Source organism: Streptomyces sp. NPDC001728 (assembly GCF_040297565.1).
Classification (GTDB): Bacteria; Actinomycetota; Actinomycetes; order Streptomycetales; family Streptomycetaceae; genus Streptomyces.
The window spans coordinates 23,814-36,609 of the sequence record NZ_JBEOZK010000022.1; the positions used below are offsets into that span (position 1 = coordinate 23,814).

At 72.7% G+C, this 12,796-nt stretch carries 9 protein-coding genes; 4 read left to right on the forward strand and 5 right to left on the reverse strand.

The features are described 5' to 3' along the window. The first annotated feature begins 42 nt into the window (after nucleotides 1-42). Together ABT154_RS27405 and ABT154_RS27410 are read left to right on the forward strand one after the other, a co-directional pair. Nucleotides 43-903, forward strand: a complete 861-nt coding sequence (locus tag ABT154_RS27405) for a helix-turn-helix domain-containing protein (protein WP_351860067.1) — start codon at nucleotides 43-45, stop codon at nucleotides 901-903. 195 nt (nucleotides 904-1,098) lie between these two features. Beyond that, nucleotides 1,099-1,302 carry a DUF397 domain-containing protein gene (locus ABT154_RS27410; RefSeq protein ID WP_351860069.1) on the forward strand — a complete coding sequence of 68 codons (204 nt, stop codon included), beginning with the start codon at nucleotides 1,099-1,101 and terminating at the stop codon, nucleotides 1,300-1,302. Between the two features lie 98 nt (nucleotides 1,303-1,400). On the opposite strand, the gene ABT154_RS27415 is transcribed toward ABT154_RS27410, so the two are convergent. The 3 genes from ABT154_RS27415 to ABT154_RS27425 form a co-directional block, all read right to left on the reverse strand. Beyond that, the gene (locus ABT154_RS27415) at nucleotides 1,401-3,776 is read right to left on the reverse strand and encodes a tetratricopeptide repeat protein (RefSeq protein WP_351860071.1); all 2,376 of its coding nucleotides are present in this window, start codon (nucleotides 3,774-3,776) and stop codon (nucleotides 1,401-1,403) included. After that, nucleotides 3,773-4,189 carry a hypothetical protein gene (locus ABT154_RS27420; RefSeq protein WP_351860073.1) on the reverse strand — a complete coding sequence of 139 codons (417 nt, stop codon included), beginning with the start codon at nucleotides 4,187-4,189 and terminating at the stop codon, nucleotides 3,773-3,775. Before ABT154_RS27420 ends, ABT154_RS27415 begins: the two co-directional genes overlap by 4 nt. A 120-nt stretch (nucleotides 4,190-4,309) precedes the next feature. Continuing rightward, nucleotides 4,310-5,158 carry a hypothetical protein gene (locus ABT154_RS27425; RefSeq protein ID WP_351860075.1) on the reverse strand — a complete coding sequence of 283 codons (849 nt, stop codon included), beginning with the start codon at nucleotides 5,156-5,158 and terminating at the stop codon, nucleotides 4,310-4,312. 93 nt (nucleotides 5,159-5,251) lie between these two features. On the opposite strand from ABT154_RS27425, the gene ABT154_RS27430 reads away from it, so the two are divergent. After that, nucleotides 5,252-6,037, forward strand: coding sequence for an SDR family oxidoreductase (locus ABT154_RS27430; RefSeq protein WP_351860076.1), 786 nt, complete (start codon nucleotides 5,252-5,254; stop codon nucleotides 6,035-6,037). Between the two features lie 355 nt (nucleotides 6,038-6,392). Here the strand turns inward: ABT154_RS27430 and ABT154_RS27435 are convergent, their stop codons facing one another. Beyond that, on the reverse strand, nucleotides 6,393-7,511 hold the full coding sequence (locus tag ABT154_RS27435; protein WP_351860078.1) for an ADP-ribosylglycohydrolase family protein: 1,119 nt from the start codon (nucleotides 7,509-7,511) through the stop codon (nucleotides 6,393-6,395). A gap of 154 nt (nucleotides 7,512-7,665) precedes the next feature. On the opposite strand from ABT154_RS27435, the gene ABT154_RS27440 reads away from it, so the two are divergent. Continuing rightward, nucleotides 7,666-8,739, forward strand: a complete 1,074-nt coding sequence (locus ABT154_RS27440; RefSeq protein ID WP_351860080.1) for a tyrosine-protein phosphatase — start codon at nucleotides 7,666-7,668, stop codon at nucleotides 8,737-8,739. Nucleotides 8,740-8,871: 132 nt separating this feature from the next. Here ABT154_RS27440 and ABT154_RS27445 read toward each other — a convergent pair whose 3' ends face one another. Next, entirely contained in the window at nucleotides 8,872-12,555 is a 3,684-nt protein-coding gene (locus ABT154_RS27445; RefSeq protein WP_351860082.1) for a S8 family peptidase, read from the reverse strand. Nucleotides 12,556-12,796: the final 241 nt, after the last annotated feature.

A 12,796-nucleotide genomic window follows, 5' to 3' on the forward strand; every position in this document is an offset into this window, starting at 1 on the left:
ATACTCACAGCTACGCAGCAGACAGCCGGAGGTGCAGTTTCCGTGGCGTCCAACGTCAACCCCACAGTCAGGCGACGCCGATTGGGCCAGGAGCTGCGACGGCTCCGGGAAGCGAAGAACATGACGGCGGAGCAGGTCGCCGAGCGTCTCCTCGTCTCCCAGTCCAAGATCAGCCGGCTGGAGAACGGCCGTCGCTCGATCAGTCAGCGCGATGTCCGCGACCTCTGCGGCGTGTACGAGGTCGAGGACGAGCGCATGGTCGACTCCCTCATGCAGATGGCCAAGGACTCCCGCCAGCAGGGCTGGTGGCACGCCTTCGGCGACATCCCGTACAGCGTCTACATCGGCCTGGAGACCGACGCCGCGTCGCTGCGCGTGTACGAATCACTGATCGTTCCCGGTCTGCTGCAGACCCGGGAGTACGCGCAGGCGGTGATCGAGGGCATGTGGCCGGAGGCCACGCCCAGCGAGATCGACAAGCGCATCCAGATCCGGCTGAAGCGTCAGGACCGTCTCTCCGATCCGGTCAACCCGCTGCGATTCTGGGCCGTCATCGACGAGGCCCTGCTGCGCCGCGTCGTCGGCAATCCGCGCATCATGGCCGATCAGCTCAGGCATCTCGCAGAGTTGAGCGAGAAGCCGCACGTGACGCTCCAGGTGCTGCCGTACGGCGTCGGCGCCCACCCCGGGATGTACGGGAAGTTCGCGATCCTGGAGTTCCAGGAGGCCACGGACGCGAGCGTCGTCTACCTGGAGGGCGTCACCAGCGATCTCTATCTGGAGAAGGCCATCGACGTCCAGAGCTACGCGGTGATGTACGAGCACCTCAGGGCGAAGGCGCTCAGCGCCGAGCAGTCCCGTGATTTCATCCTCGGCGTGGCAGACGAACTAGAGGCGGAGTAGCCGATTCCGGAAGGGGGAGCGGGCACCCTACACCTCCGGTACATCGGTGCACAGATATCGATGGAATATGCCATCCGGATGGGTGAACGCGGCCTGTCGGTCGCGATGTTGCGGCGTAGCGTCGAGCACGGAGCCGCTGCCGAAGCGGCTGCAACGCACGTCACCCACCCCACTGGCACAACCATCGGAGTCACGATGCTGTTTCGGCACGACGCACTGGCGGCATGGACCAAGTCCTCGTACTCGGCCGTCAATGGCGACTGCGTAGAGGTCAAGGCGCAGGAAGGCCTTCTGGTCCGCGTCCGGGACTCGAAGGACATCGACCGCTCGGGGCTCGGCTTCTCCGCCGAGACCTGGTCGGCGTTCGTCCTCGACGTCTGCGACCGCCCCGGCGCCTGACGCCCGCGCCACCCCCTCAGGAATGCCCTCTCGACTGGATCGCCGTCCCGGCCGAGGGGGCCTGCTTGCCTTCCGGGGCGCCCCGCCACCCTCCCCTTCTATCCGACCCCCGTCGGTCCGACGAGGCCGCGCGTGGTGACCGTGACCGGGTCGTCCGGCCCCAGCACCCGCTCGCACAGCGGCAGGTTCTCCTGGGCCAGCGCCCGCGCCTCGTCCGCCTCGCCCGCCGCCGCGAGGGCCTCGGCAAGGCCAGCACGGTTCGTGAGCAAATACGGGTGTTCCCGCCCGAGTGCCTGCTCCTGCCCCCGGACGACCCGGCGTCCGAGCGCGAGGGACTCCTCGACCTGTCCGAGCTTTCCGAGGATCCAGCTCAGCAGGACGGCCGCGGAGAGGGCGAGGGCGTGGTCGGGGCCGTGCACCAGCTCGCGTCCCCGCAGCGCCTGCCGGGCCTCCGCCTCCGCTTGGGCCGGCCGCTCGAAGCGGTAGAGGCCGAAGGCGTAGTTGTGCCGGGCCGTCACGGTGGTGAAGGAGTCGCCGCCCAGGTGCTCCTCGCATGCGGCGATGATCTCCGGCCCCACCCTGTCGAACTCGTCGACGGCGTCTGCGACGGCCAGGTACTCGATGAGCAGCGCCCTCGCGTGAAGCGTGTCCTGGTGCCGCTCCCCGAGGACGCGCGCGCGGATCTCCGCGGTCTCACGGAGCGTGGCCAGGCATTCCTCGATCCGCTGGAGCTGGCTGAGCGGTTCGTGAATGTCCTGGCGGCTCTCCAGCGTCTCCTTGTGCTCCAGCCCGAGCGTCCTGTCCCGGGCGTCGAGGACACGCCTGTGCAGCGCCTCCGATTCCTCGAAGCGCCCGAGCCGGAAGAGAGCCGTGGCCGCCCGGTGCTCCGCGCGCAGCGTCGCGGGGTCTTCCGGTCCCAGCCGTCGCGCGGCGGCCTCCGCCACGGTCCGCGCCAACGACAGCGCGGCCTGGAAGTCGCCACCGTCGAAGAGGCACCCGGCAAGGCGCGTACCGAGGGCCACCACGGGGCCGGCGCCGTCCGTCTCCTCCGCACGCCGGAGCAGGTTCGTCGCGTGGGGCACCAGGTGCCCCACGCGCTGGGTGCCCTGTGCGCGGGCACCGCTCTCCGGGACGGCGTCCTGGAGGAGCTTCGTGGCGGCCGTCACGAGCAGGGCCCGCTGGTCCGCGGGGACCGCGGCGGCGACGCTGTCCAGGACCACGCCGTGCGTCTTCACACAGCGCAAAGCCCTGCCGTCGACATCGAGGCTCACGAGCGAGACGAGGGAATGGTCCAGCAGACCGCGGAGGGCCGCCTCGACGCGCGCCCCGGTCAGCGGGGGATCGAGGGCGGTCAGCAGCGCCGCGTCCACAGCATCGGGGCGGATCAGGGACAACGGCACCGGGTCGGAGCCCCAGCACGACAACAGCCTCAGGAGCGAGAGGCATTCGGGAAGGCCGTCGCCCGCGAGGGTGGCCAACGAGATGCCCCATGTCCGGCCCACGAGCTGCCGGGCGTTCCTCTCGGCGTTGCCGGGGACCGCCCCCTGGTCGATCAACTCCGTCGGATTGTCGTCCAGGTGGCGTCGGTAGTCACTCATGGACCAGTTCTCCAGTAGTTGGCGTGACAGGAAGGACCCGGCCAGCGTGAGCGCGAGGGGAAGACAGTCGAGTCTTCGCGCCACCGTCTCGGCCTCCTCGACCGATCCCGCCTCGGGAGCGAGGTCACGCAGTACAAGCGCGGCGTCCTCGACCGGCAGCACTCCCAGGTGATGGAGGTGCGCCCCCTGCCACACCCGGGAACCGGCTTGCCGCGTGGTGACGATGACCGTTCCCCGCGGACTCTGCCGCAGCCACCCGCCTTCCCCCAGCGCCTCGGGATCATCCGCGTTGTCGAGGACGAGGAGCCACGGCTCCGACGAGGAGTGGAGGCTGTGCCAGACGAGGTCGGCGGAAGCGCGCTGCCCCTTGTGGGCGGCGACCAGCTCCCCGGCCCCGGCTCCCCGGTCCGCGGCGACGGCCAGCATTCCCGCCCGAAGTGTCGAGCGTTCGGAGGCGTTGACCCACAGGCCTGTGCGTCCCCCTCCGCGGGTCACCTCGTTGAAGACGGCCTGGGCCACGGCTGTCTTGCCGCAACCGCCGAGCCCGTGCAGGACGTGCACTCCCCCGGTCTCGTCCCGGGCTGCCGCGAGGAGGCCGGCCATGAGGTCCCGGCGGTCCCGCAGCACCATCGGGGTCCGCCCCACCAGCGGTGTGCGCACCGAGTCCGGTGCGGGCGGGGTCGGCCCGGTGGCGCTTCGCGGCATCGGGACGATCACCCGTTCCACACCCGGGCCGAAGAGGGACGAGGCGTCGCAGGACGGGTAGTGGTGGTGGTGCTCCGTCACGTACTGGTCGCGCTGAGCCTGATAGACCCGGCCCTGGCCGGACGCCGAGCCCCGCACCCCCGGCTCCGCGTTCCCCTCCGGCCCGTTCACCGCTCGGTGATGTGCTGGTCGCGGCCCGCCTGGTAGACGCGGCCGCTGCCGGAGGCCTCGGCCTGGAGGTGTACGGTCCCGGCGCCTGCCTCCTGGGGTTCGGGGACGGTTTCGGCGAGGATCCGGCGGAGCTCCGCGGCGACCTCGGGCTGATCGCGGAGGAGGCGTCGGAGGCGGCCCGCCCATTCCTCCCGCAGCTCCTGTTCGACCAGGTCGTCCCCGTTCTCCCTGGCCGCCAGCAGGTCTTCCCTGGTCGCCTCGAGTTCTCCCGCGACACCGTCGGCCCGGGAGGGACTGACCCGACGCCACAGCGCCACGACCCCGTCGCGCGTCCGCTCCCAGGCGTCCGTGGCCATGACCGTGATCACGGCGGCGCCTGCGGCCCGCGCGAGTTCCACCATCTGTGCTTCCATCAACGCCCCCATGCTCCGGTCGGCATAGCGTCGATCGCTCCGGCCGGACATCCACCATAGGGGCGGCACGTGGTGCTGTCAGGCGAAACCCTCCCGGCCAGCCCGGGCGCGGGCCCCGTCTCAGCGCAGTTCGTCCACGTACCGGTCCGTCCCCGGGATCGTCGGGATGAACGGGGCCACCAGTTCCACCCGGCCGGCCGGGCCCTCGTCGTCCGGGGTGGTCAGGGACTCCAGGTCCGTGAAGTGGTCCGGCCAGCAGTCCCTGGGGTCGCGTTCCAGGAACCACAGCAGGGTCAGTCGGGTGTCGACGCCCTCGACCTGTTTCACGTACGTCATGCGGTCGCCGGGCAGTGGGGTCGGGCGGAAGACGGTGACCATCGCCGCCGGTGAGCCGGCCAGTCCGCGGGGCAGTTCGCGGTGGCGCAGCCGGTCGAGCAGTGCGTCCCGTTCCGCGGGGCCCTCGGTGTCGATCACCTGGAGGATCAGGCCGGCGTAGGGGTGGTCGAGGGCGTGGAAGTCGCGCGGGCCCGCCGCCCCGTCCCGGTAGACGGTCGCCGCGTGGTCCTGGAACGCGGTGAAGACATGGGTCCGTTCCTGGTGGACGCGGGCGTCGCGGTTGAGCCGCTTGTTGATGCCGACGGTCCACTTCATGTGGTCGTCGTAGCGGCCCTCGGTGATCCAGTACGTGGAGAGGTAGCAGCCCGCGGTGACCGGCCGGGCGACCGCCGACTTCTCGGGGCCGCGTAGTTCCTGGAGCTCCCGGGTGGCGACCCAGCGGCGGCCTGCGTACATCCAGGGCATGGCCATGGCGCCGGCGTAGTAGTGGTCGTCCTCGTACCAGCGGTTGTACGCGTACTCGTGGCCCGGGTGCGGCTCGACCATGGTGATCAGCGCGTGGCCGGGCCGGACGCCGTACGGGCCGACGGAGGCCAGTTCCGCGTACGTCTCGCTGCGGGTCTCCTCGCTCACTCTCGTACCCCTCTCCCAAGTCTTCCCATGTCGGTGACAGGGACCTACTCTGACGGGCCGTCAGATGAATGACCAGGGTCCGGAAGGGGTCGGATGATGCTGCTCCAGGGGAAGACGGTCGTCGTCTCGGGGGTCGGGGCCGGGCTCGGCCACCGCATCGCGGAGACGGTCGTACGCGACGGGGGCAACGCCGTTCTCGGCGCGCGCACCGAGGCCAACCTCGCCAAGTCCGCGGCGGAGATCGACCCGGAGGGGCGCCGTACCGCCCACCGGGTCACCGACATCACCGACGAGGCGCAGTGCGAGGCCCTCGCCGGGCTCGCCGTCGAACGTTTCGGCGGGATCGACGCCGTCGTCCACGTCGCCGCCTGGGACTCCTACTTCGGGGGCCTGGAGGACGCCGACTTCGCGACCTGGCAGGGCGTGCTCGACGTCAATCTGCTCGGCACGCTGCGGATGACCCGGGCCTGCCTCCCGGCGCTGAAGGAGCGCGGCGGCTCGGTCGTCCTGATCGGCACGCAGTCGGCGGTGGCCGCGCCCACGCAGGTGCGGCAGGCGGCGTACGCGGCTTCCAAGGGGGCGCTGACCTCCGCGATGTACTCCCTGGCGCACGAGCTGGGGCCGCACCGCATCCGGGTCAACACCGTGCTGCCGGGCTGGATGTGGGGGCCGCCGGTGCAGGCCTTCGTCCAGTTCACCGCGCACACCGAGCAGGTTCCGGAGGCCGAGGTGCTCGGACGGCTCACCGAGCGGATGGCGCTGCCGGAGCTCGCGACGGACGGGGACGTGGCGGAGGCGGCGGTGTTCCTCGCCTCGGACCGGGCCCGGGCGATCACGGGTCAGTCGCTGCTGGTCAACGCCGGGGAGCTGATGCGCTGAGCCCTTCCCCGCCCCATCGGGACAGGTTCAAAGACGTGAACAAGGGTCAGTGAGTCGAACCATTCTACTGCCCCTTGGCCCTCCCCCACATTGTCACCACATGCTCCGATCGTCTCGCCGCTCGCGACCTCGCTCGTCCTGTACGTCCTCATCGGGTACGTGAAGCCCGAGGACACCCCCGAGCGGGACGCGCTCCTGGCCACGCTCGGCTCGGACGGGGAGGGGGCGGGTGTACCGCTCAGGCCGGAGCGCGCACCGACCAGCCCCTCGGCTGAGCCGGGCGGGCCGCCGGCCCCGGACGCCGACCGGACCGGCCGGCTCCCCCGAGCCGCGCCCCGGGCGCCCACCCGACCGGTCAGCCCCTCGGGTACCGCGCAAGCCACCCCGGTGACGACTCCGCCGGGCCGTGCAGCGCCGGCCCCTGGGTCATCTCCATCGAGAAGTCGTCCGCGAGCTCCAGGACCGTCGCGCGGCCCTCCAGTTCGGCCAGCCAGGCCGGCGGGAGGGCCGTCTCGCCGTGCAGGGCGCCGAGCAGGGCGCCCGTGAGCGCCCCCGTGACGGACGAGGGGCCGTCGTGGTTCACCGCGAGCCGCAGCCCGTGCCGTACGTCCTCGCCGACGAGCGCGCAGTAGACCGCCGCCGCCAACTGCCCCTCGGCCCGGTCCTCGTCCGCGCCGAGGGCGGCCACCCGCTCCGGGTCCGGCGACCCTTCCCGTACGGCTCCGAGGGCCCGGCCGAGCGCCTCGGTGACCGCCTCGTGGCCGGGGCGCGCCGCCAGCTGCTCGCGGGCCCCGTCGACGGCCGTCCCGACGGAGGCGCCGCGCGCGAGGCCGTGGACGGTGACGGCGAAGGCGCCCGCGGCGAGGGCGGCGGCGGGGGCGCCGTGGGTCTGCGCCGCGCACTCCACGGCGAGCTGGCAGACGAGCTGCGGTTCCCAGCCGACGAGCAGCCCGAAGGGGGCCGAGCGGACGAGCGCGCCGGAGTCGGCGGCCGTGGGGTTCTTGGGCTTGTCGAGGGTGCCGAGGACGTCGTCGCCGAAGCCGGTGAGGCAGGCGCGCGGCGGGTTGCGGCGGGCGTAGAGCCACTCCTCCGTGGCCAGCCAGCCGTTGTCCTTGCGGCGCTCGTCGGGGCCCCAGTCGCGCTGGGTGGCCGCCCAGCGCAGATGGGCCCGGTGGACGTCGGTGGGCGGGTGCCAGGCGCCGGTGTCGCGGCGGACCTGGGCGCGGATCAGGCCGTCGACGGTGAACAGACCCATCTGGGTGGCGGCGGTGACGGCGCCGCGCCGGCCGAAGGCGGCGGCGGGCTCGGTGAGTCCGTCGGGTCCGTGGGCCTCGTGGATCCCGGCGAGGGTGAGTCCGTCGGCGGGCGCGCCCAGCGCGTCGCCGAGGGCTCCGCCGAGCAGACAGCCCCGTACGCGGGCGCGGAAGTCCTGCTGTTCGGCGCGGCCCCACACGGCCGCGGCTGTCGTGGCCACGACGTGCCCTCCCCCCGTAGACCGGTCTGCGCAGCACTGTAATGGACCGGGTACGTCGGTTCGGGGGCCGGAACGTTATGTGATCCGACGCCCTTCAGGCCGCTTTTGACCGCAGTTCACCCGAGGTTCGATCGTGACTTGAACGATCCGCGCCATGAACCCCGTGACACGAGTCAAGTCCCTCTCCACCGCGGTCGTCGCCGCCACCCTGCTCACCGGGCTCACCGCCCCGGCCGCCTCCGCGCACGGCCACGCGCACCACGGCGGGCAGCGCATCCCCTTCACCGCCGCGACCGTCACCGAGAACGCCGGGGGCACCTTCACCGTCACGTGGTCCGCCCCCGGCGCCCACGGCGTCACGGTCCGCACCGGCGGCCGTACCGTCGCCCGCGGCGGCGCCACCGGCTCCGTCACCGTCACCGGCCTGGCCGCCGCCGACCGGCGCTGGTTCGACCTCGTCCCCGACCGGGGCACCCCGCTGCACCTCGCCGACCGGCTGATCCGCCTCCAGGGCACCGTCAACTTCCGTGACGCGGGCGGCTACCGCACCTCCGACGGCCACTGGGTGAGGATGGGCGAGGTCTACCGCTCCGACGCCCTCGACAGGCTCACCGACGCGGACCTCGCCAAGCTGAGGCGCCTCGGTGTCCGTACGGTCTTCGACCTGCGCATGGAGTCCGAGCGGAGCACGGCGCCCGACCGCGTCCCGGCCGGTGCCACCCATGTCGTCGCCGATGTCCTCGCGGGCAGCGGCACGTTCACCGGCATGCCGAAGACCCCCGCCGAGGCCGAGGCGATGATGGTCCGGGGCAACCGCTTCATGGTGAGCGGCGACACCGCCCGTACCGCGTACACCACCGTCTTCGACGGCATCGCCGACGACGACCGGCGCGGCGTCCTCTTCCACTGCACGGCCGGCAAGGACCGCACCGGCTGGTCGAACGCCGCCCTGCTGACCGCCCTCGGCGTGCCCGAGGAGACGGTCATGGCCGACTACCTGGCCAGCGACACCTACCGGGCCGCCGCCAACGACGCCGCCCTCTTCCACCTCCCGCCCGCGCGGGCCGCCGTCTGCAAGCCCCTCCTCGACGTCCGCCCCGCGTACCTCAACGCGAGCTTCGACGAGATCGAGGAGGAGTACGGCTCCTTCCGCTCGTACCTGCGCGAGGGCCTCGGCATCGACAACCGGGAGCTGAAGGAACTGAAGAGGGAACTGCTGGTCGGCTGAGACCGCCGCTCCCCCGGAGACGCGGAAGAGCCGGGGCACCCGCAAGCGGGTGCCCCGGCCTCTCAGCTTCGGACCGTCAGATCCGGACCGTCAGATCCGGACCGTCAGATCCGGACCGTCACCGCCGGACCGTCACCGCCGGACCTGGTAGGCCCGCGTCACGGTCTGCTCGACGGAGTTGCCGTCGGCGTCGGCGGCGGTGACCTTCAGCGAGACGAAGCCCGCGGTCGCCGGGTTGTCGACGGCGCCGTTCAGACCGCCGTCCAGGCGGACCTGCCGCCAGGTGGCGCCGTCGTCGTACGAGGCCCACAGCTTCACCCCGGTGATCGCCGGGCCGGCCATGCCCTTGGGGTGCCGCACGCCGAGGCCGACGGTCGTCCGGGACGCGGTCCTGGCGCTGTTGGCCAGGTCGGTGCCGAGGCGGTAGTCGACCGACAGGACGGGCAGCAGCGCCCGGCCCTCGCCCGGCGCGGAGTGGAAGCGCCAGTCGGTGCGCACCTTGGTGGAGGTGTTCCAGCCGGGCTCGTCCCGCTGGACGTCGGCGACCACGCGGTACTCGGCACGCTCGGGGACCATCGGGAAGGCGACGCTGACGGAGGGCGCGGTGCCGAGCAGCACACCGTCCCGGTAGACCGTGGTCAGCTCCTTGTCGGTGCCGTTGCGCAGGACGGCCCACTGTCCGGTGGCGCTGTCGAGCAGACCCGCCGCGGCGATCCCGCCCACGCCGCCGTCACGGGCGGCTGCGTTGTCCAGGGCGTCCGGCAGCGCGGTGCGGACCACGGCCTTGTTCCAGTCGCGGCGCACCTGCTGGCCGGCGGTGAACGTGGTGGGGGCCGTCAGCTGCCAGCTGCCGCCCGCCGACCACACGGGGCCGATCTTCATGGCCTCGAACGTCCGCACGCCCGGGGTGACGTACTCGGTCAGGGTGCGCGGGAGCGTGATCCGCCCGAAGGCGATGTTGGCCACCGGCTGCATCGGCGAGTGCGTCAGCCGGCTGTATCCGGCCTCGGCCCCGGCGGTCGCGCCGTGGAACCGGGAGTCGACGGTGGCCAGTTCACCGCTGCGGACGCGGTAGCGCTGGTCGGCGGGGACGGAGCCGGCGCGGTACTTGAGCAGCTCGTAGGAGTACGGGCTGACGGCCGTGCCGGAGAAGGTGACGCGGGCGCCGGACAGGGCGAGGAGCCGCTCGCCCTCGGTGCCGGAGACCGTCATCGCGGGGATACGGGTCTCCTTGGAGCTCCAGTTGCCCGCCAGCCAGCCGCCGGGGGTGTCGTTGTAGACGAGCACGGCCAGCGCTCCGGCGTCGGCCGCCGCGTCGACCTGTGCGTACGTGGTGGTGTCGGGGTCCCGCTTCACCAGCGCGAGCTTGCCCCTGACGTCCTCACCGGGTTTGGCGACCCGCAGGGTCCGGCTGCCGTCGAAGCGCGCGGAGCCCGTCCAGCCCTGGAAGTAGGAGACGTCCAGGTCACGGCTGCCGTGTCCGGAGAGCCGGGCCGAGAGCGCGGGGGCGCCGAGCGACCAGGCGACGCGGGACTCGAAGAGCGCCGGGTCGGTGGTGGCCGACGGCACGGAGTAGACCGCCGTCTCGCCGCCCAGCCACATCTCGCGGTCGTGGACCAGGGCCTGCGAGGAGGGACGGGAGGCGATGCCGACGCGGAGGCGGTTCGTCTCCGACGGGCGGGGCGTGGTCATGCTGACCCGGCCGGCCTTGGAACCGTCGAAGGTGAGGGTCCGGTCGGAGTCGATCAGCGCGCCCGGCTGCGCCGCGTACGTGTACTCGTGGAGCATGCTCCAGTCGGGGCTGTAGTGGAAGATCTCCGCGACGAAGGCGTGCTCGCCGCGCGGCACCCGCACCACGACCGTGCCGTCCTCGCCGACCGGGTACGTCTCCGGGATGACCGCCTTGTCCAGGTTGGTGTCGCTGATCGCGGCGATGCCGGTGGTCGGCTTGCCGTCGCGGTCGAGGACCTTCAGCGTGACGTCGAAGCGCTCCACGTCGCGGCCGAAGCCGATCGCGGTCACCGCCGTCGTCCCGTCGGTGGCCCGCGCGGTGACGTGCGCGCCGTGCGAGCCGGTGGTGACGCCGGCGCTGTCGAGGGTGACGGCGACCTCGGCGGTGCCGTGCGCGGGAACGGTCACCGAGTCGGCGCCCAGGGCGAGGGTGCCGGCCGGCAGCTTCTCGCCCGCCTCGTCCAGCGAGAGCGCCAGCGTGACCGGGGCGTCGCCGTCGTTGACGTACTGGACGCTCTTCTCGACGGTGGCCCTGTCGTCCCAGCCGCGCAGGCCGAAGTCGACGGTGCCGCTCCCGGTCACCGGCTGGCGGACCGCGCGGGCCACGTCGACCCGGCCGGCGCCCTGGGCGTACACGGAGGTGTCGGCGGTGGTCTTCGCGGTGCTGATGAGCCCGCTCTTCAGCCGGGCGGGCGACCAGTCGGGGTGGCGCTGGGCGAGGATCGCCGCCGCGCCCGCCACGTGCGGCGTCGCCATGGAGGTGCCGCTCGCGGTGGTGTAGAGCTCGCCGACCGGGGTGCCCATGGTCGTGCCCGCCGCGCGGGCCGCGACGATCCGGACGCCCGGCGCGGTGATCTCCGGCTTGAGGCCGCCGTCGCCGCGCGGGCCGCGGCTGGAGAAGCTCGCGACGGCGTCGGCGGAGTCCACGGCGCCGACCGTCAGGGCCGCGGCGGCGGCGCCGGGTGTGCCGACGGTCCGTGCGCCGGGGCCGCTGTTGCCGGCCGCGATGGTGAACAGGACGCCCGTCTTGGCGGTGAGTTCGTTGACCGCGAGCGCCATCGGGTCGGTGCCGTCGGCGCCATCCCCTCCGCCGAGGCTCATGGAGACGACCTTCGCGCCGGAGTGCGCGGCCCAGTCCATGCCGTCGATGATGCCGGACTCCGAGCCGGAGCCGCCGTCGTCGAGGACCTTGCCCACGAGCAGCTTGGCGCCGGGGGCGACGCCCCGGTACTTGCCGTCGGAGCCCGCGCCGCTGCCGAGGATCGTGGAGGCGACGTGGGTGCCGTGGCCGTGGCCGTCGCGCGCGGTCTCGCCGGGGACGAAGCTGCGGCTCTCGACGATGCGGTCGGCGAGGTCGGGGTGGGTGGCGTCGACGCCGGTGTCGAGCACGGCGACCTTGACGCCGGTGCCGTCGTATCCGGCGGCCCAGGCCTCCGGGGCGCCGATCTGCGGGACGCTCTTCTCCAGGAGCGCCTTCACCTTGCCGTCGAGCCAGAGGCGCTGGATGCCGCCCGACAGACGGGCCCCGGAGGTTCCGGCGCGGGCGCTGTCGTCGTCGACGGCCTCCCAGAAGGTGTCGCCCTTGGACTTGTCGGCGGTGACGGCGGCGCCGCGCACCCCGGGGAGCTTGCGGGTGAGCCGGGCCCCGCCGGGGGTGGCGGCGGTGGCGGAGTCGTAGCGCACGATCAGCGGGGTCGACGCACGGTGGGCGTCGTCGAAGCCCTGGGCGACGAGCTGGGTGACGTTGAACAGGCGCTTGTCGACCCGGCCGTTGCGGATCAGCGGCTCGGCCTCCCGGGGGATCACGTACACGTCGGTGCCGACGGTGTACGTACGGAGTCCGGCGCCGCTGCCCCGGTACGGGGTGACGTCGACGGCGACGGTCTTGCCCGCCCGGGTGGCCACCGTCACCTTGTCGCCGGTCACCAGGGTCACCGTCGCGGTGCGGACGGCGTCGCGGGGCGCGGCGGTCACCGCGTCCTCCCCGGTCGCCGGGAGGGGGGCGGCGCCGTACGCGAGGCCGCCGGCGGTCATGGTGGCTGTCAGGGCGAAGCCGAGCAGTGCGGTTCTCCGTCTGCTGCGCATGCTGAGGGCACTCCTTCCGCCGGCGGAGGGGGATCCGTGTCCGGCGGAAACAAGAGTCAACAGGAACGATCACCTTCGCTACGGGCTGCGACTGACGAAGAAGCGACATGTCCACTCGCCGCCACATTGCGCCGCGCACCGCCAGGAGTTGGGGCCCGCGTGGTAATGCTGACCCTCGTTTCCGACGGTCCTGATGTGGTTTGATCACGCCGGGTACGGGGGTGGTCACGGCAACCGGGGT

What these genes read in the sequence shown, in the direction of transcription:
- ABT154_RS27445 (WP_351860082.1), bottom strand. Translation starts at nt 12,555, where the DNA reads ATGCGCAGCAGACGGAGAACCGCACTGCTCGGCTTCGCCCTGACAGCC.
- ABT154_RS27440 (WP_351860080.1), top strand. Translation starts at nt 7,666, where the DNA reads ATGAACCCCGTGACACGAGTCAAGTCCCTCTCCACCGCGGTCGTCGCC.
- ABT154_RS27410 (WP_351860069.1), top strand. Translation starts at nt 1,099, where the DNA reads ATGCTGTTTCGGCACGACGCACTGGCGGCATGGACCAAGTCCTCGTAC.
- ABT154_RS27420 (WP_351860073.1), bottom strand. Translation starts at nt 4,189, where the DNA reads ATGGAAGCACAGATGGTGGAACTCGCGCGGGCCGCAGGCGCCGCCGTG.
- ABT154_RS27430 (WP_351860076.1), top strand. Translation starts at nt 5,252, where the DNA reads ATGATGCTGCTCCAGGGGAAGACGGTCGTCGTCTCGGGGGTCGGGGCC.